We start from the raw sequence: 19,074 nt of genomic DNA, 5'->3' as shown, positions 1-19,074 counted from the left end.
GTGAGCGACACCGCGGTGATCGACCGCCTCGCTTCGCTCAGCGACTACGCCCGCCAGCTCCTCAACCGGCCGCACGCGCCGGTCCAGCCCCCCATCCGCGCCGAACTTTTCGGCCTGCAGCGCTTCCGCCAGCATGGGCGCAGCCTCGCCCGCGCGCAGCCGGTCGAGGCGCAGGGCCCCGCGCGCGGCAATGCGCCCTTCTTCCCCCGCGTCGACGAGAACCTGGCGTCGCTGCGCGGCGCCTTCGACTACATCGCGCTGATTTCGCAGAGCGGACGCTACGTGTCGCCTGCGGCCGAGTGGCTGCTCGACAACTTCCATCTGGTCGAGGCGCAACTCCAGCAGATCCGCGAAGGCGTGCCGCGCAGCTATTACGCACGCCTGCCGAAGCTGGCCGAAGCACCGCTGGCCGGGTTGCCGCGCGTCTACGGCATCGCGTGGGCGTACGTCGCGCACACCGACAGCGTGCTCAACAGCGATCTCTTCACCGCCTTCCTCGACGCCTACCAGGACGTCGACGAACTCACGCTGGGCGAGCTGTGGGCACTGCCCACCACCCTGCGCGTGGTGCTGCTGGAGAACCTGCGCCGCGTGGCGGAGAGCATCGCGCAGAACAAGGTGGCGCGCGAGCTGGCGCATGCCGTCTGGGACAGCGCCGAGACGCTGTCGGCGGGCGACCTCGACGTGCTGTTCGCCACCATCCGTGAGCGGGGACTGGAACACAGCTACTGCACCCAGCTGTGGCAACGCCTGCCCGGCGAACGCACCGCGCGACCGCCGGCGCTCGTCGCCTGGACCGAACACCACTGCCCCCACGGACCGGCGCTGATCGACCAGGCCCAGACCGATCAGGCCGCCGCCAACCTGACGGTCGGCAACATCATCACCACGCTGCGCATGATCGGCCAGGTCGAATGGGCCGACCTGATCGAACCGGTGAGCCGTTCGCTACGGGTGCTGCGCGAATTGCCGAGCTTTGCGCAGGAGAGCGAACTCACGCGCCAGCAGATCACGCATGCCATGGAGCAGGTGGCGCGCATCAGCGGACGCACCGAACGCAGCGTGGCCGAAGCGGTGCTGCAGCGGGCCCGGGCGAGCGTCGCACCCCGCGATCCGGGCACCGGTGCCGACCTCACGGCCGGCTACCACCTCTTCGGCCCGGGTCGGGCCGCCCTGCTCGCCGCGCTCGCAGTGGCCTACACGGGGCCGCCCGTACGACGCGCGGCCGCCGCCACGACACGGGCCTGGCGTCTGCCGACGTACCTCGGCTGCATCGCACTCGGTACGGCGCTGCTGCTCGCGCTCGTGGTCCACGGTCTGCACCGTGCGGGGCGCGACGAACCGGGCGTCGCGACGGTCGTCGCCTTGCTGCTGATGGCGTGGCCGCTGTCGGAGGCGGTGATCGCGCTGGTGAACCGCATCGTCGCGGAATCGACTCGGGTGCAGCCCCTGCCGCGGCTGGACTTCGCCGCGGGCATTCCGGCGGCACACCGCGCGCTGGTCGTCATCCCCACCCTGCTCGGCTCGGTCGACGCCAACGAACAGCTGGCGCAGCGACTCGAACTGCATTGGCTCGCGAACCGCGAGCCGCATGCGCAGTTCGCGCTGCTGACCGACTGGGCCGACGCGCCGCAGGCCATGCAACCCGACGACGGCGCGCTGCTCGACGACGCGCTCGCGCGCATCGCCCGATTGAACGCCACGTACCCGGTCGACACGGGCGCGCCGCCGCGCTTCCTGCTGCTGCACCGCCCGCGCCGCTGGAGCGACACCGAGCAGCGCTGGATCGGCTGGGAGCGCAAGCGCGGCAAGCTGGAGATGCTGCTGCGCCTGATCGCCGCCGGCGACGCCGAGGGCTTCGCGCCGATGGCGCCCGGCCTGCGGCTGGCCGATGGCATCGCCTACGTGCTGACGCTCGACAGCGACACCGGCCTGCCGCCCGGCACGCTGCGCGAGCTGGTCGCGATCGCGGCCCATCCGCTGAACGCACCGCAGATCGATCCGACCACGCAACGCGTCGTCGCCGGCTTCGGCATCCTGCAGCCGCGCGTCGTCACGCCCTTCCCGACGCGCGAGGAGCGCTCGGCCTTCCACTGGATGTTCGCCGGCCAATGCGGGCTCGACCCGTACAGCAGCGGCGCATCGGACATCTACCAGGACCTGTTCGGCACCGGCTCCTTCACCGGCAAGGGCCTGCTGAACGTGCGCGCGGTGCACGCCACGCTCGACCGCCGCCTGCCCGACGGCGCGGTGCTCAGCCACGACCTGATCGAAGGCAGCATCGCGCGCTGCGCGGTGGTGAGCGACCTGGTGCTGATCGAGGACCACCCGCACCACGCCGGCGTGGCCGCCTCGCGCATCCACCGCTGGACCCGCGGCGACTGGCAACTGCTGCCGCTGATGGCGCGGGCAGGCCGCTTCGGCATCGACGCGCTCGGACTCTGGAAGATGAGCGACAACCTGCGGCGTGCGCTGGTGGTGCCGGCCGCCTTTGCGCTGCTCGCCGTGACCGTCTTCACCGACGCGCTGCCGCTCGCCTGGGCCTTCGGCGCCGTGGCCGCGGCGCTCGCCCTCGGGCCGTCGCTCGGTGCGCTCGCGGGGCTGGTGCCCACGCGCCGCTCGATCGCGCTGCGCCATTTCTTCGTGGTCGGACTGACCGAGCTCGGACGCGCACTGGCCGGCGCGGCCTGGCAGTTCACGCAGCTCGCGGCGCAGACCCGGCTGCTGGTCGATGCCACGCTGCGCGCCCTCTGGCGCCTCGCCGCGAGCCGGCGCCGCCTGCTCGAATGGACCACCGCCGCACAGTCGCAGGCGCAGGCGCGCTACCGGCTGGCCTCTTTCGTGCGCGGCGGCATGCCGGTCAGCGCGCTGTGCATCGCGCTCGCCGTCGCCGCGCTGTGGAGCCCGCACCCGCTGGCCGGCCTGCTGCTTTTCGGCCTGTGGGCGCTGGCACCCATCGCCGCCTGGTGGGCGAGCCGTGTGCCGGCGGTCGACCACGGCGCCTTGCCCGCCGACCAGCACGCCTACCTGGAGACACTGGCGCGCGACACCTGGCGCTTCTTCGAGCACGCGGTGAGCGCGGCCGACCACCACCTGCCGCCCGACAACCTCCAGCTCGAACCCGAAGCGAGCCTCGCGCACCGCACCTCGCCCACCAACATCGGCATGTACCTGCTGGCGAGCTGCTGCGCGCGCGACTTCGGCTGGCTCGACGACGCGGCGCTCGCCGCGCGCCTGGCCGCCACGCTCGACAGCGTCGACCGCCTCGCCAGGCACCGCGGCCATCTCTACAACTGGTACGACACGCAGACGCTCGCGGTGCTGCAGCCGGCCTATGTGTCGAGCGTGGACAGCGGCAACCTGGCCGGCCACCTGCTGGCGGTAGCGCAGGCCTGCCGCGGCTTCGCGGCCGGCGCCGACGCCGCCGACGCCGCCGACACGGCGACCGGCGACGCGCTCCGCTCGATCGCCGCGCGCTGCGAGACGCTGTGCCACGGCATGGACTTCCGCGGCCTCTACGACCCGAAGCGCCATCTCTTCCACATCGGCCTGCGCGTCGACGACGACGTGCTCGACGCGAGCTACTACGACCTGCTCGCCTCCGAATCGCGCCTGCTGAGCTTTCTCGCCATCGCCAAGGGCGACGTGCCGCGCCGCCACTGGATGGCGCTGGGCCGGCCCTTCCTGTCGGTGGGCGCACAGCCGGGACTGAAATCGTGGTCGGGCTCGATGTTCGAGTACCTGATGCCCGCGCTGGTCATGGCCGAGCCCGACGACGGGCTGCTGCAGGTCGCCAACCTCGCGGCCGTGCGCGAGCAGCAGGCCTTCGGCCGCGCGCAGGGCCTGCCCTGGGGCGTGTCCGAATCCGCGTACTTCGCGCGCGACCATTCGCTGGCCTACCAGTACTCGCCCTTCGGCGTGCCCCGGCTCGCGCTGCGCCGTACGCCGCCGGCCGACCGTGTGGTCGCGCCCTATGCCAGCGCCATGGCCGCGCTGTTCGCCCCCGGCGACGCCGTCGCCAACCTGCGCCGGCTCGAGTCGCTCGGCGCCCGGGGCGACTTCGGCTTCTTCGATGCGGTCGACTTCACCCTGTCGCGGCAGCCCGAGGGCGAGCCGCTGACCGTGGTGCGCAACTTCATGGCGCACCACCAGGGCATGTCGCTGGTGGCCTTGTGCAACGTGCTGCGCTGCGGTGCGCCGCAACGCTGGTTCGGCAGCGCGCCGCTGGTGCAGGCCCACGCCGCGATGCTGCACGAGCGCACGCCACGCCAGATCATCCGCAGCGCCGACCCGCGGCCGCCGCCCGAGCCCAGCACGGCCGACGTAGCGCCGTCGCACCAGCCGCGCCTGGTCGACCCGATGGCGTCGGGCTTCCAGCCCACGCACCTGCTGTCGAACGGCCGCTACACCGTGGCGCTGCGCGCCAACGGTGCCGGCGTGAGTCGCTGGCACGCCTTCAACGTGACGCGCTGGCGCGACGACCCGCTGCGCGACGGCCACGGCACCTTCTTCTTCGTGCGCGACGTCGGGCAGCTGGCGCCCACCTCGCTCACGGCCCTGCCCGCGCCGGGCCCGGGCTGGACCTACCGCACCCGCTTCCTGGCCGACCAGGCCCAGTTCGAGGCGAGCGGTGCCGGCCTGCAGACCCGCATCACCGTGCTCATCAGCCCGGAGGACGACACCGAGCTGCGCACCGTCACCCTGCACAACAGCGGCGACACGGCGCGCACGCTGGAACTCGTGTCCTACTTCGAGCCGGTGCTGTCCCTGCCTAAGGCCGACGAGGCGCATCCGGCCTTCGCCAACCTGTTCGTCCAGACGCGCTGGGAGCCGTCGCTGCGCGCCCTGATCCTGTCGCGCAAGCCGCGGCTGCAGGGCGACGCGGTGGTGGTCGTGGCGCATTTCCTGGCCTCGACCGATGCGCATGTGCTGTCGGTCGACTGCCTGACCGACCGACGCGCCTTCATCGGCCGCAACCACACGCTGGCGACGCCCCTGCTCGAGGCCCAACCGGTCGACGTCGCCGGCGCGCCGGTCAACGGACTCGACCCGATCGCCTGCCTGCGGGTGCGCCTGCAGATCGCGCCGGGCGCGACGGCACGCTTCACCTTCGCGACCACGGCGGACGAGGACGTCGACACGCTGCTGCCACGCATCGACCGCTACATGCAGCCGATGCACGTCGACCGGGCGATGCGCATGGCCGCCACGCTGGCGCAGGTGCGGCTGCGCGACCTGGCCATCGATCCGGTGAAGACGCGGGCGCTGCAGGACCTGACGACCATCCTCACCTACACCACGCCGCGCGTGATGAGCGACCGGGGCCCGATCGACCTGCGGCAGATCTGGCGCTTCGGCATCTCGGGCGACAAGCCCATCGTGCTGGTGCGCATCCATTCGATGATCGGCATCGGCCTGGTCAACACGCTGCTGCGGGCGCAGCCCTGGTGGGGCTTCGGCGGCGTGGCCTGCGACCTGGTGGTGCTCAACGGCGAACCGGGTTCGTACCTCATGCCGCTGCAGCGCGAGATCGAAGGCGTGCGCAGCCGCGTGAGCCTCGAGACGCAGAACAGCTTTCCGCGCAACGACGCCGCCGGCTTCTACCTGCTGCGCGACGCCGAGGTGGCGCCGTCGGAGAGGGCGGCGCTGTCGACCCTCGCGCGCGCCATCTTCAATGCCGATGGCCGCACGCTCGATGCGCAGGTGGCCGGCCTGCGCGAAGCCGCGACGCCTGCGGGCGCCGCCACGGCGGTGCCTCACACGCCACTCGCATTGCTGCCGCCGCCCACCCGGATCGACGACGGCGCGCAGACGCCGCAAGGCGGCTTCGACGCAGCGAGCGGCGAGTTCCGCTTCGAGGTCGACCTGGACCGACGCACGCCCAAGCCCTGGGTCAACGTGATCGCCAACGCCGGCTTCGGCTTCCAGGTGTCGGAGTCGGGCACCGGCTACACCTGGGCCGTCAACAGCCGCATGCACCAGCTGACGCCGTGGTCGAACGACCCCGTCCAGGACCCGGCCTTCGAGCACTACCTGCTGCAGGACCTGGACACGCGCGAGCTGCTGCCGCTGACACCCGCCAGCCGCGGCGCCAGCACCGCACGGCACCGCGTGCGGCACGGCCAGGGCTACAGCGTCTTCGAGTGCCTGCACCGCGGCATGGTGCTCGAGACCACCTTCTTCGCCGACCGCGACGAGCGCATGAAGCTGGTGCAGGTGACCGTGCGCAACGCAAGCAGCGGCCGGCGCCGCCTGCGCGCCCTGGCCATGGTCGAGTGGCAGATGGGCGCCGCGCGCGGCGAGCGCCGCACGGTGCACAGCTGGAAGGGCGACGACCTGCCGGCCGTGTTCGGCCAGCAGCGCGAGTCGAGCGCGGGCTTCGGCGGCAGCACCGCCTTCGTCGCCCTCGCCGGCATCGATGCGCCTTCGCAATGGACCTGCGAGCGCAGCGAGTTCTTCGCCGGCCATGGCGGCATCGAAGTGCCCGACACGCTGGGCCAGCGCGCCGGCAGCGGGCTCGACGCCTGCGCGGCGATCGCGGGTGAATTCACGCTGGCGGTCGGCGAGCACGCGACCTTCAGCTTCATGCTCGGCCAGGCCGACGATGCCGACGCCGCCGTGGCGCTCGCACAGCGCTGGCAGACCCGCGACGTGGCCGGGGCGCTGGCCCACGCCCGCGGCTTCTGGGACGACCTGCTCGGCCGGCTGCAGGTGCGCACGCCCGACCCGCTGTTCGACGCGCTGGTCAACCGCTGGCTGATCTACCAGACGTTGGTCTGCCGGCTCTGGTCGAAGGCCGGCTTCTACCAGGCCGGTGGCGCCTTCGGCTTCCGCGACCAGCTGCAGGACGCGATGGCCTTCGCGCTGACCGACCCGGCACGGCTGCGCGAGCAGATCGTGGTCAACACGGCGCGCCAGTTCCCCGAAGGCGACGTGCAGCACTGGTGGCACATGCCCGGTGGCGCCGGCGTGCGCACGCATTTCTCCGACGACCTGCTGTGGCTGCCCTACGCGGTGGCGCACTACGTCGAGGTGTCGGGCGACACCGGCCTGCTCGACGACGAGGTGCCCTTCATCGACGGACCGGGCATCCCCGACGGGGCCGAGGATGCCTACTACGCACCGCGCCTCAGTTCGCAGACCGCCAGCGTCTACGAGCACGGCGCGCGCGCCATCGACCGCAGCCTGGCGGTCGGCGTGCACGGCCTGCCGCTGATGGGCACCGGCGACTGGAACGACGGCATGAACCGCGTCGGCCACGAAGGCCGGGGCGAATCGGTGTGGCTGGCCTGGTTCCTCTGCAGCGTGGTCGAGCGCTACGCGCCGATCGCCGAGGCGCGCGGCGAGGCCGAGCGCGCGGAGCGCTGGCGCATCGCCCGGCAGGGCTGGATCACGGCCCTGCACGAGGCGGGCTGGGACGGCGCCTGGTTCCGCCGCGCCTTCTTCGACAACGGCGCGCCGCTCGGCTCGGCGAGCAACGACGAATGCCGCATCGACCTCATCGCGCAGGCCTGGTCGGTGCTCTCGGGTGCCTCCGACGCGGCGCACACGCAGCCGGCGCTGGCCGAGATGAAGGCGCAGCTGCACGACCCGCAGGCCGGCCTGCTGCGCCTGCTGGATCCGCCGCTCGCGCATTCGGCCAACAACCCGGGTTACATCCAGGCCTACCCGCCGGGCGTGCGCGAGAACGGCGGCCAGTATTCACACGCCGCCGTGTGGGCGCTGATGGCGCAGGCGTTGTCCGGTGACACCGAAGCCGCGTGGGAAAGCTTCGAGGGCCTGAGCCCGGCGCACCGCGCCCGTCACCCCGAACGCGGCCCGGCCTACGAGCTGGAGCCCTACGTGATGGCCGGCGACATCTACAGCGCCGCGCCCTACGTCGGGCGCGGCGGCTGGAGCTGGTACACCGGCTCGGCCGCGTGGCTGCACCGCGCCGCCGTCGAGACGCTGCTGGGGCTGGTGGTGCGCGGTGACCGGCTGTCGATCACGCCACGCGTGCCGTCGCACTGGCCGGGGTTCGAGATGGTGCTGCGGCTGGGTGGGCGCGTGCTTCGGCTGCAGCAGGGCGACGCCCGAACGCGGGGCATCGCGCTGGCGCCGGGCAGCTGGATCGATTGGCGCTCGCTGCGCAGCGAGGACACCGAGGGCGCGCCTTCGGCCGACCGGCCCGATACCGTCTGGCTGTCGGTGAGCGACGGCGACTGACGCCGCGCGCGATCAATCCCCCAGCAACTCCCCGATCGGCTGCAGGTCTTCGACGCGGTCGCAGATCGACTTCACGATCATCATGATCGGGATGCCCAGCAGCAGGCCCCAGATGCCCCAGATCCAGCCCCAGAAGATCACGCCGATGAAGACGGCCACGGGGTTCATGCGGCTGGTGCGGCTGGTGAGCCAGGGCACCAGCAGGTTGCCGACCAGCGTGTGGATGAGCAGCGACGTGCCGCCGATGATCAACGCCATCTCGACCCCGTTGAACTGCAGGAAGGCGACCAGCGCCGAGGCGCCCATGACGATGATCGAGCCGACGTAGGGGATCAGGTTGGTGACCGCCGCCAGGATGCCCCACACGGCGGCGTTCTCCAGGCCCAGCGCCCAGAACGCCAGGCCGGTGGCCACGCCGACCAGTGCGCTGCTGCCGATCTGCACGAGCAGGTAGCGCTCGATGTGGCTGGTGACGTCGTCGAGCACGTGCACCGTGATCTTCTTCTTCTCGAGGCTGTGGCCGGTGATCTTGACCAGCTTGCGCCGGAAGGTGGTACCCGAACACAGCGCGAAGAAGGTGAGGAAGGCCACCAGCGTGAGCTGCCCGGCGGCAGTGACGAGCCCGACCGTGCCGCTCCAGAGGTAGTCGCGCACGTTGAAGGGCGGGCGCTCGACGATCACGCGCTGCACGCCCCGGCGGATGGCGGGCGCGGCGGCGGCGGCCTGCTCCAGCTGTGCGGCGGCTTTCTGCACGGTGTCGAGCGCGCTGGCGTTGTCGCGCGGCCCGCGGGTGACGGCCAGGCGCAGCTTCTGCGCGGCCACCGGCAGCGAGTCGACCAGTTGCGCCGCGCTGCCCGAGAGCGAATAGCCGGTCCAGCCGAAGGCGCCGCCGATGCCCAGCAGGATGAGCGCCGCCCCCAGGGCCCGCGGCAGGCGCCAGCGCTCCAGGCGGTCGACCAGCGGCGACAGCGCGTAGGTGAGGATCAGGCTCAGCATCAGCGGGATGAACACGGCCTGCGCCCAGTGCAGCGCGAAGATGGAGGCCAGCGCGGCCACCACGACCAGCGACGCACTGCGCACGTCCACCGGCATCTGCAGCAGCACGCGCTCGCGCTCTTCCTTCACGGCCTCGGCCATGGCCAGCGCCTTCAGTTCGCGGCGCTCCTCGTCGGTGGTGCCTTCCGGCGTCGGCACGGGAACGGCGGGCGGCTCGGTCGGCTCTGCGTCCGGCAATGTGCCGACGTTCGTGGTCATGATGAGGATTCCTTCAACGCTTCACGCACGGCCGCCAACTGGCGCCGCGAAACAACCACCGGCTCCGGCACGCCCTCGAGCCGCAGCGCCCAGCCCTCGGCGTCTTCGCCGTCGTCGTGCTTGCCCAGCGAACGGATCGCTGCACGCGCCACCAGCGCGTTGCGGTGAACGCGCACGAAGCGCCTCGGGTAGCGCTCCTCGAACTCCGCCAGCGAGCCATCGAGGATGTGGCTGCGCGTCGCGGTGCGCACCGTGAGGTACTTGAACTCGGACTTGAGGTAGAGCACCTCGGCCAGCGGCACGCGCTCGGTGCGGCCGCGGTCCTGGATGAGCAGGTGCTCCGCCGGCGGCGCGTCGGCCGCCGCGCCGCGTCGGTCCTTCAGATGGCGCTCGGCCTTCTGCAGCGCCTGCTGCAGCCGCTCGACGCGCACCGGCTTGGTCAGGTAGTCGACCGCGTCCAGCTCGAAGGCCGTCACGGCATGCGCCGCGTGCGCCGTGACGAACACGATGGCCGGCGCGCCCGGCCGGCCGTGCAGCTGGCGCGCGAGGTCGACGCCGTCCATGCCCGGCATGTGAATGTCGAGCAGCACCAGGTCGAGCGCGAGCCGGTCGAGATGTTGCAGCGCCTGCTCGGCGTGCGACGCCTCGGCGACCACCTCGGCCGCGGGCGACGTGCAGTCGCCCAGCAGCGTGCGCAGGCGGGATCGCGCCAGCGCCTCGTCGTCGACGATCAGGGTTCTCAGGGCCATGTGGTCTCCTCGTCGCGGCGAACCGGCTGAACTCATGAACCCACCGGGATCACGATCCGCACGCGGTAATTCTTCTGTTCGAGCCCGGCACTGAACTGGGCCTGCATGTCGTGCAGCAGGCGCAGCCGGTCGCGCACGTTCGCCAGCGCGATGCCGTGGCCGCGCGGCAGCGGCTGGTCGGCCCAGCGCAGCGGCGGCAGGCTGTTGACCACCTCGATCACCACCATGCCGCCGCGCCGCTCGGTGCGGATGCGCAGCTTGGCGCCCTCGGGGCTGGGCTCCACGCCGTGCTTCACCGCGTTCTCCACCAGCGGCTGCAGCAAGAGCGGCGGCAGCCGCGCCGCGTTGGCGGCCGGGTCGATGTCCCAGCGGATGCGCAGCCGATCGCCGAAGCGCACCTGCTCGATCGCCAGGTAGCGTTCGGCCAGGGCGATCTCGTCGGCCAGCGTGACCGATTCGTCCGGGTCGGCCAGCGCGCGGCGGAACAGCTCGCTCAGGTCTTCCAGCATGGCCTCGGCCTTGGCCGGTTCCTCGCGCACCAGGGCGATCGCGCTGTTGAGGGTGTTGAAGAGGAAGTGCGGCCGGATGCGGGCCTGCAGTTCTTCCAGCCGCGCCGTCACGGCAGCGGGGGTCTGGCCGCGGGCGCGCAGCACCAGGGCCGCCATGATCACGGCCGCGAACATCGCGCCGGCCGCCGCACTGGCGACCCAGGGCGCCGTCGCCACCACGCCGGTCAGCCAGAGCAAGGCGCAGCCATACAGGGCCGACAGCGCCCCCAGCGTGGCGCCCGCCGCGTACTGCGCGGGGCGCGACAGGCGCGCCAGGATCTTCTTGAGGGCGCAGGCCGCCACCAGCCAGAGCAGCGTGGCGGGCAAGGCACCGCCGGTGACCGTCGCGGCCAGCACCAGCCACTCGCCGGGTGTGGCGCCGACGAAGAGCGTCGCGACCGCCACCACGGCCTCCACCAGCAGCACGGTGCGCAGCACCACCCCGATCTGGCAGGCGTCGAACAGCCCCCCGGTTCCGGCGCGCGAAGGCCCGCGGACCGCAGACCGCGCAGGCGACGAAGGCGTCGAAGAGGTGGCCGATAAAATCGACGGGTTGCGCATCACAGACACATCGGGTAACCGAACCATTATTGCCTTGCCAAGGCCTTCCATGACCCAAAACCAACTCGACAAGAAATCCGAAGCCTGGTCGGCCCTGTTCTCCGAACCCATGAGCGACCTCGTCAAGCGCTACACCGCCAGCGTGTTCTTCGACAAGCGGTTGTGGCAGGCGGACATCGAGGGGTCCCTGGCGCATGCCGGCATGCTCGCCGCCCAGAAGATCATCGGCACGCAGGACTTGGCCGCGATCGAAAGCGGGCTGACGCAGATCCGCAACGAAATCGAATCGGGCACCTTCGACTGGAAGCTCGACCTCGAAGACGTGCACCTCAACATCGAGGCCCGCCTGACCCAGCTGGTCGGGGACGCCGGCAAGCGCCTGCACACCGGCCGCAGCCGCAACGACCAGGTCGCGACCGACGTGCGCCTGTGGTTGCGCAGCGAGATCGACCTGATCGGCGGCCTGCTGGTCGACCTGCAGAGGGCGCTGGTCGACATCGCGGAGAAGAACGTCGAGGTGATCCTGCCGGGCTTCACCCACCTGCAGGTGGCGCAGCCGGTGAGCTTCGGCCACCACATGCTGGCCTACGTGGAGATGTTCAGCCGCGACGCCGAGCGCCTGGTCGACGTGCGCAAGCGCCTGAACCGCCTGCCGCTGGGCGCCGCCGCGCTGGCCGGCACCAGCTACCCGCTCGACCGCGAGCTGGTCGCCAGGACGCTGGGCATGGACGGCGTGTGCCAGAACAGCCTGGACGCCGTGAGCGACCGCGACTTCGCCATCGAGTTCACCGCCGCGGCCAGCCTGTGCATGGTGCACATCAGCCGCTTCAGCGAGGAGCTGATCCTGTGGATGAGCCAGAACTTCAGCTTCATCCAGATCGCCGACCGCTTCACGACCGGCAGTTCGATCATGCCGCAGAAGAAGAACCCGGACGTGCCGGAACTCGCGCGCGGCAAGACCGGCCGCGTGGTCGGCCACCTGATGGGGCTGATCACCCTGATGAAGGGTCAGCCCCTGGCCTACAACAAGGACAACCAGGAAGACAAGGAACCGTTGTTCGACACCGTCGACACGCTCAAGGACACGCTGCGCATCTTCGCGGAGATGGTCGGCGGCATCACGGTCAAGCCCGAAGCGATGGAACGCGCCGCGCTCAAGGGCTATGCCACCGCCACCGACCTGGCCGACTACCTGGTCAAGAAGGGCCTGCCCTTCCGGGACGCGCACGAAACGGTGGCGCACGCGGTGAAGGCGGCCATTTCGCACCAGGTCGACCTCTCCGAGTTGCCGCTGACCGTGCTGCAGCAGTTCAATCCGTCGATCGAGAAGGACGTGTACGACGTGCTGAGCCTGCGCGGCTCGCTGAATGCGCGCAACGTGCTGGGCGGCACCGCGCCGGCGCAGGTCCGGGCCCAGGTGGCGCGGCACCGCGCGCGCCTGGGCTGACCAGCGCCGGCCGGGCGGCGGCCACGCCGGCCCCCAGCCCCCTGGCCAATCGCGCAGTTCACATTTGTGACTTTTTTCGGTGTTTACGCGCCTATCCAACCCTGTCCAATCGGACTAGGCGGGTCGAAAAGTAAGAAGTTGGTGCTAAAGTTTGGCGTTCCCCCACTCCTCGCGCCCCCTCGTTCTGCCTGAACTGCGCGATGCCCCGAACCCCATGGAACCCTCCCGCTGCGTCGTCGTCATCCTGACCTTCAACTCCGCCGAGATCATTCCGGAGACGGTGGCCCAGGCGCTGAAAGTGAGCCCGCGGGTCTTCGCGGTCGACTCCTTTTCCAAGGACGGCAGCCCTGAACTGCTCGCGGCGCTGGGCTGCACCGTGGTGCAACGGCCCTTCAGCAACTACAGCGACCAGCGCAACTGGGCCATCTCGCAGGTCGAGCAGGACTTCGAGTGGCAGTTGCACCTCGACGCCGACGAGGTGCTCGACGACCGCGCCGTGGAAGAGATCCGCGCACTGATGGCCGGCACGCCCGACCATGACGCCTACCTGCTGCGGCGACGCGACTATTTCATGGGCAAGATGCTGCGCTTCAGCGGCGTCAACCCGTGGCACCTGCGCCTGTTCCGCTCCGGCAAAGGGCGCTGCGAAGCGCGCCTGTACGACCAGCACTTCATCAGCCCCGCCAGGCCCGGGCGCCTCTCGGGCTTCATGCACGACAAGAACTCGGCCAGGCTGGCCGACTGGATCGCCAGCCACAACCGCTGGAGCGACGCCGAGGCCAAGGAAAAGCTCGCCCCCCGCCACGCGCCCGCCGAAGGCGTGCTGCAGCCACGCCTGCTGGGCGATTCGCGCGAGCGCACGCGCTACATCAAGGAGCTGTACTACCGGCTTCCCGTGGGCGCGCGGGCGCTGAGCTATTTCATCTACCGCTACGTGTTCCGGCTCGGCTTCCTCGATGGCACCATCGGTTTCTACTTCGCGTTCTTCCAGGCCCTGTGGTTCCGCATGCTGGTCGACGCGAAGATGTACGAGCAGCGCATGCAGCGCGCCCCCTGATTCTCTTTTCCCATTTTTGGAGTGACTTCGCCCATGCGCCAATACAACGCCTCGAAGCGAATCCTGGTCACCGGCGGCGCCGGTTTTCTCGGCAGCCACCTGTGCGACCGCCTGATCGAACAGGGCCACGACGTGCTCTGCGTCGACAACTTCTTCACCGGCACCAAGCGCAACGTGGAGCACCTGCTCGACCACCCGCGCTTCGAGCTGATGCGCCATGACGTGACCTTCCCGTTGTACGTCGAGGTCGACGAGATCTTCAACCTGGCCTGCCCCGCCTCGCCGGTGCACTACCAGCACGACCCGGTCCAGACCACCAAGACCAGCGTGCACGGCGCCATCAACATGCTGGGCCTGGCCAAGCGCGTGCGCGCCAAGATCCTGCAGGCGTCGACCAGCGAGGTCTACGGCGACCCCGAGGTGCATCCGCAGTACGAAGCGTACTGGGGTCGGGTCAACCCGATCGGCATCCGCAGCTGCTACGACGAAGGCAAGCGCTGCGCCGAAACCCTGTTCTTCGACTACCACCGCCAGCACCAGCTGCGCATCAAGGTCGTGCGCATCTTCAACACCTACGGCCCGCGCATGCATGCGAACGACGGCCGGGTGGTGTCGAACTTCATCGTGCAGGCGCTCAAGGGCGAGGACATCACGATCTACGGCGACGGCAACCAGACGCGAAGCTTCTGCTACGCCGACGACCTGATCGAAGCCATGCTGCGCATGATGGCCACCGGCGACGAGTTCCCCGGCCCGGTCAACATCGGCAACCCCGGCGAGTTCTCGATGCTGGAGCTGGCCAACAAGGTGATCGAGCTGACCGGCTCGAAGAGCAAGCTGGTGCGCCTGCCGCTGCCGTCGGACGACCCGAAGCAGCGCCGCCCCGACATCACGATCGCACAGAAGGAGCTCGGCGGCTGGACGCCCCAGACGCAGCTCGACGAAGGTCTGAAGAAGACCATCGCCTACTTCGACAAGATCCTCACCGAACCCGCAACCGTCTGACACTCCCATGAACGTTTCGATCATCGGCACCGGCTACGTCGGCCTCGTCACGGGCGCCTGCCTGGCAGACATCGGCAACCACGTCTTCTGCCTGGACGTCGACCCGCGCAAGATCGCCATCCTCAAGGACGGCGGCATTCCCATCTACGAACCGGGCCTCGAGGGCGTGGTCCAGTCCAACGTCGAGGCCGGCCGGCTCGACTTCTCGACCGACATCCAGGCCTCGGTGGCGCACGGCGACATCCAGTTCATCGCCGTGGGCACGCCCCCCGACGAAGACGGCAGCGCCGACCTGCAGTACGTGCTGGCCGCGGCCCGCAACATCGGCCGCTACATGGAGAGCTTCAAGGTCGTCGTCGACAAGTCGACGGTGCCGGTGGGCACCGCCGACAAGGTGAGCGCCGCCATCCAGGAAGAGCTCGACAAGCGCGGCCGCAGCGATCTCGGCTTCTCGGTGGTGAGCAACCCCGAATTCCTGAAGGAAGGCGCGGCCGTCGACGACTTCATGCGCCCCGACCGCATCGTGATCGGCGTGTCCGGCGACGACAACGGCCGCCGTGCGCTGGCATCCATGCGCGAGCTCTACGCGCCCTTCAACCGCAACCACGAACGCACCCGCGTGATGGACGTGCGCTCCGCCGAGTTCACGAAGTACGCGGCCAACGCGATGCTGGCGACCCGCATCAGCTTCATGAACGAGCTGGCCAACCTGGCCGACCGCGTGGGCGCCGACATCGAGGCCGTTCGCCAGGGCATCGGCGCCGACCCGCGCATCGGCTACAGCTTCCTGTACGCCGGCACCGGCTACGGCGGCAGCTGCTTCCCGAAGGACATCCAGGCGCTGACCCGCATCGCCCGCGAGAACGGCCAGACGCTGCGCGTGCTGGAGTCGGTCGAAGCGGTCAACGACGAGCAGAAGACCGTGCTGACCGACAAGGTCTTCGCCCGCTTCGGCCAGGACCTGAGCAAGCACTGCTTCGCGCTGTGGGGCCTGGCGTTCAAGCCCAACACCGACGACATGCGCGAGGCACCGAGCCGCGTGGTCATCGGCGCGCTGCTGCGTGCCGGCGCACGCATCGTGGCGCACGACCCGATCGCGGCCGAGGAAACGCAACGCGTGCTCGCGCTCGACTTCGCCGACGCGCCGCAGTTGCTCGACCGCATCAGCTACGCCAAGTCGCCGATGGCCGCCGTCGACGGCGCCGATGCGCTCATCATCGTCACCGAGTGGAAGGCCTACCGCAGTCCGAACCTCGAGCGGCTGAAGACAACGATGAAGTCGCCGGTGGTGTTCGACGGCCGCAACCTGTACGAGCCGGCCCTCATGAAGGCGGCTGGCGTGATCTACCACGGCATCGGCCGCAACAGCCTGCACGCCGCCTGATCGGGCCGCTCGCGCGCCGTGTTCTACGCGATCCCGCTGGAGAACCGGCCGAGCTGGCGCAACCCGCCATGGGTCACGGTCCTGCTGATCGTGCTGAACATGGTGGTGTTCTGGGGCCCGCAGCGGGCCGAGGAACGCGCGGAAGAACGCGCCGCGCGTTTCTATGCGGCCAGTTCGCTGCCGGCGCTCGAACTGCCGGCCTTCGTCGACTGGCTCGCGAAGACCGGCTCGCCCCACGCCGACCGCGCACGTCGGCTGCTCGCGCGCCAGGCGGTCGAGCCCCTGCTCGACGGCCTGCAGCACGAACCGCGCTTCCTGAAGCTGCTGCACAACGGCGCGGTCGTCACGCCCGACCATCCGCAACACGCGCAATGGCAGCAGGACCGCGCGCAGTACGAGCAGATGCTGCCGCCGCCCTTCACGCGCCGCTGGGCGCAGGACTACGGCGCCGACGCCGCCTTCAAGCCCTGGACCTGGCTCACCGCCGCCTTCCTGCACGGCAGCACGGCCCACCTGCTGGGCAACATGCTGTTCCTCTTCCTGTTCGGCTTCTCGGTCGAGCTCGCACTGGGCCGCGGCACCTACCTGGCCTTCTACCTGCTCGGTGCCGTCGGCGCCGCACTGCTCGCGGGCTGGGCCTATGCCGGCAAGGGCAGCATCGGGCTGGGTGCATCGGGCGCGGTGTCGGCGTTGATGGGCATGTACGCGGTGCTCTACCGGCTGCGGCGCATCCGCTTCTTCTACCAGCTGTTCTTCTATTTCAATTACGTCACGGCGCCGGCGCTGATCCTGCTGCCGGCATGGATCGCGAACGAGCTGCTGCTGCACCTGCTCGGCGGCCAGGGCATCGCGTACATGGCCCACCTGGGCGGCCTGCTGACCGGCGCGGCGCTGATGGCCGCCGCGATGCATCTGCGAAGGGCGCGCCCGGTCGAGCTGCCGGCGCCTGTGCTGCCCCCTGCGCCCGACCCGTTCGAGCTGCACAGCGCCGCGGCGCGCAAGCTGGCCGCGGAGATGAGGTTCGACGCGGCCTGCGCCGAGTGGCGCGCCGCCGCGCACCACCGGCCGGACGATGCCGATGCGCTGCGGGCCTGGTTCAACCTGGCGCGCCTGCAACCGGCCGGCGACGATTTCCATCGCGCGGCACAACACATCTTCCGGTTGCAGCGCCAAGACCCGGCCACGCTGGAACTGCAGCACGCCAGCTACCTGACGTACCTGAACCAGGCCCGGCCCGGTGCGCGGCTGTCGCCGGGCGACATGGCGCGGCTCGCGCGGCGCTTCACACGCGCGCGGCAGTTCGAGGACGCGCAGCGCCTCTGTCAGGCACTGGCCAGGACGGCACCTGACCACCCGGCGCTGGCCGACACGCTCACCGTCTGCGCCAACGGCCTGCTGCAGGCCGGCCGCCCTGCGCAGGCGCAGCAATGGCTGCCGCACCTGCTGCGCGTGGCACCGAACGAGATGGTCACGCGCACGCTGCAGCAGCAGGCGCCACCGCCCGCGTCACCCGGCTGAACGGTTGACGGGTCAGGCTGCGGGCGCCAGGGGCGCAGCAGGCGCACCGCGGTCGCGCAGCAACCAGCGCACCTCCTGCGTCTGCGGCGCCTCGGGGTGGCGCGCCTCCAGCACGGCGAGGATCGGCTTGGCCATGTCGGCACGGGCCAGACCTTCGACCAGCACGCGCGCGGCCAGCTCGTAGACCTGCGGAATGGCGACGTGGCCACGGAAGCGCTTGTCGAAGCCCTTGAGCCAGGCCAGCGCCGCGCGCGCGTCGCCGCCGCGCCATTCGAGCCGGGCGAAGGCCAGCACCGTGTCGCCGTCGTCGATCTGAAAGGCGGCGTCGCGTTCGGCGCAGGTGCGCGCCACCTTGAGCGCTTCGGACGCCAGATCGCGACGCATCAGCAGCGGGACGAAGCGGCGTGCATGGTCCAGCAGCGTAGGCAACTTCTCGGGCGCGAGCAGCAGCACGCGGTGGTAGCGGCGCTGCGCGGCCAGGTCGTCGGGTGCGGTGCGCTGCGTCTCGTAGGCCAGCGCCAGGGCGCCGATCACGTCGCCGTCGGTCACCAACTGTGCGACCTCGGCATCGTCCGCATCGCGCGCGATCTGCGCCGGGGTGCGACGGTCGGCTTCGTGCTCGTCGGCACCGGCGCCGGGCAGCAGGTCGATGCCCAGTTCGACATGGTTCTGGTACATCACGTAGCCCAGCAGGCTCGCCATGACCCAGCTGAAGTAGATGAGCAGGAAGTTGAAGATCGGCAGCGCCAGCCACGGGCTGATGGCCGGAAGCACCATCGCGAGCGCCAGTTGCGCGCCGGTGCTGAGCAGGAAGAGGAACAGACACAGCAGCGCATAGGGCCAGCCGATGGCCCGCACCGTCATCCAGAGAAAGGTGGGGTTGAGCGACTGCCAGAAGCTGCACGACTGCACCAGCACGATGACCGTCGCCGGGAACAGGAAGGACAGCGCGAACAGCCCCACCGTGGCGAGCACCGGGCTCAGCAGCCCCAGACCGCCGACGATGAAGCCCTGCACCAGCGACACGGCGAACAGCTTCCAGGGCAGGTTCGTCCAGTCGTCGTCGAGTTCGCCCGGGAAGTCGCTGGCGCGCACGATGCCGCGGGAGCCCAGCGCGATGACGCGGAAGCCGTAGCGGCTGGCCGCCAGCAGGATGCCGAGTTCGACCAGGGCGATCGCCAGCACCTGCGGAAGGAAGAACAGTACCTGCGCGAGCAGGCTGCACAGCGACAGCACGAGCGCATAGGCCAGCGGCCGCAGCTGGAACGGGAACGCAAAGAAGGTGTTGAGCCGGTGCCAGAAAGGACGCGGCGTCGCGGGCGCGGGTGAAGACATGGCGGACGGTC

General features: G+C 70.4%; 10 protein-coding genes. 6 read left to right on the top strand and 4 right to left on the bottom strand.

The window, feature by feature from the left end:
• Positions 1-8,205 (top strand): GH36-type glycosyl hydrolase domain-containing protein, encoded by an 8,205-nt coding sequence (locus N8A90_RS00530; RefSeq protein ID WP_262072694.1) that lies wholly within the window; start codon positions 1-3, stop codon positions 8,203-8,205.
• Between the two features lie 12 nt (positions 8,206-8,217).
• Here N8A90_RS00530 and N8A90_RS00525 read toward each other — a convergent pair whose 3' ends face one another.
• Genes N8A90_RS00525 through N8A90_RS00515 form a run of 3 tightly spaced genes read right to left on the bottom strand, consistent with a single transcriptional unit; the run spans position 8,218 to position 11,317 of the window.
• The gene (locus N8A90_RS00525) at positions 8,218-9,459 is read right to left on the bottom strand and encodes an AI-2E family transporter (protein WP_410087607.1); all 1,242 of its coding nucleotides are present in this window, start codon (positions 9,457-9,459) and stop codon (positions 8,218-8,220) included.
• Positions 9,456-10,208, bottom strand: a complete 753-nt coding sequence (locus N8A90_RS00520; RefSeq protein WP_262072693.1) for a LytR/AlgR family response regulator transcription factor — start codon at positions 10,206-10,208, stop codon at positions 9,456-9,458. Before N8A90_RS00520 ends, N8A90_RS00525 begins: the two co-directional genes overlap by 4 nt.
• A 32-nt stretch (positions 10,209-10,240) precedes the next feature.
• Entirely contained in the window at positions 10,241-11,317 is a 1,077-nt protein-coding gene (locus N8A90_RS00515; RefSeq protein ID WP_410087606.1) for a sensor histidine kinase, read from the bottom strand.
• A 49-nt stretch (positions 11,318-11,366) separates the two neighbouring features.
• Here N8A90_RS00515 and argH point away from each other — a divergent pair, with 49 nt between their 5' ends.
• From argH to N8A90_RS00490, 5 genes are all read left to right on the top strand, one after another.
• On the top strand, positions 11,367-12,764 hold the full coding sequence (gene argH, locus N8A90_RS00510; RefSeq protein WP_262072691.1) for an argininosuccinate lyase: 1,398 nt from the start codon (positions 11,367-11,369) through the stop codon (positions 12,762-12,764).
• A 214-nt stretch (positions 12,765-12,978) separates the two neighbouring features.
• A complete protein-coding gene (locus N8A90_RS00505) occupies positions 12,979-13,821 on the top strand; it encodes a glycosyltransferase family 2 protein (RefSeq protein ID WP_262072690.1) in 843 nt (280 codons plus the stop codon).
• Positions 13,822-13,854: 33 nt separating this feature from the next.
• Positions 13,855-14,826: a UDP-glucuronic acid decarboxylase family protein gene (locus N8A90_RS00500; RefSeq protein WP_262072689.1), complete on the top strand. Its 972-nt coding sequence runs from the start codon at positions 13,855-13,857 to the stop codon at positions 14,824-14,826.
• Between the two features lie 7 nt (positions 14,827-14,833).
• The gene (locus tag N8A90_RS00495; protein WP_262072688.1) at positions 14,834-16,210 is read left to right on the top strand and encodes a UDP-glucose dehydrogenase family protein; all 1,377 of its coding nucleotides are present in this window, start codon (positions 14,834-14,836) and stop codon (positions 16,208-16,210) included.
• 18 nt (positions 16,211-16,228) lie between these two features.
• On the top strand, positions 16,229-17,728 hold the full coding sequence (locus N8A90_RS00490; RefSeq protein ID WP_262072687.1) for a rhomboid family protein: 1,500 nt from the start codon (positions 16,229-16,231) through the stop codon (positions 17,726-17,728).
• 12 nt (positions 17,729-17,740) lie between these two features.
• Here the strand turns inward: N8A90_RS00490 and N8A90_RS00485 are convergent, their stop codons facing one another.
• The gene (locus N8A90_RS00485; protein WP_262072686.1) at positions 17,741-19,063 is read right to left on the bottom strand and encodes a hypothetical protein; all 1,323 of its coding nucleotides are present in this window, start codon (positions 19,061-19,063) and stop codon (positions 17,741-17,743) included.
• Positions 19,064-19,074 lie beyond the last annotated feature (11 nt).

Origin of the sequence: Variovorax sp. N23, assembly GCF_025486315.1 — a bacterium.
Classification (GTDB): Bacteria; Pseudomonadota; Gammaproteobacteria; order Burkholderiales; family Burkholderiaceae_C; genus Variovorax.
This window is presented reverse-complemented; position numbering and strand designations above follow the sequence as displayed.

Coding starts and splice junctions, on each gene's coding strand:
- N8A90_RS00525 (WP_410087607.1), bottom strand. CDS start 9,459: ATGACCACGAACGTCGGCACATTGCCGGACGCAGAGCCGACCGAGCCG.
- N8A90_RS00520 (WP_262072693.1), bottom strand. CDS start 10,208: ATGGCCCTGAGAACCCTGATCGTCGACGACGAGGCGCTGGCGCGATCC.
- N8A90_RS00515 (WP_410087606.1), bottom strand. CDS start 11,317: ATGCGCAACCCGTCGATTTTATCGGCCACCTCTTCGACGCCTTCGTCG.
- argH (WP_262072691.1), top strand. CDS start 11,367: ATGACCCAAAACCAACTCGACAAGAAATCCGAAGCCTGGTCGGCCCTG.
- N8A90_RS00505 (WP_262072690.1), top strand. CDS start 12,979: ATGGAACCCTCCCGCTGCGTCGTCGTCATCCTGACCTTCAACTCCGCC.
- N8A90_RS00500 (WP_262072689.1), top strand. CDS start 13,855: ATGCGCCAATACAACGCCTCGAAGCGAATCCTGGTCACCGGCGGCGCC.
- N8A90_RS00495 (WP_262072688.1), top strand. CDS start 14,834: ATGAACGTTTCGATCATCGGCACCGGCTACGTCGGCCTCGTCACGGGC.
- N8A90_RS00485 (WP_262072686.1), bottom strand. CDS start 19,063: ATGTCTTCACCCGCGCCCGCGACGCCGCGTCCTTTCTGGCACCGGCTC.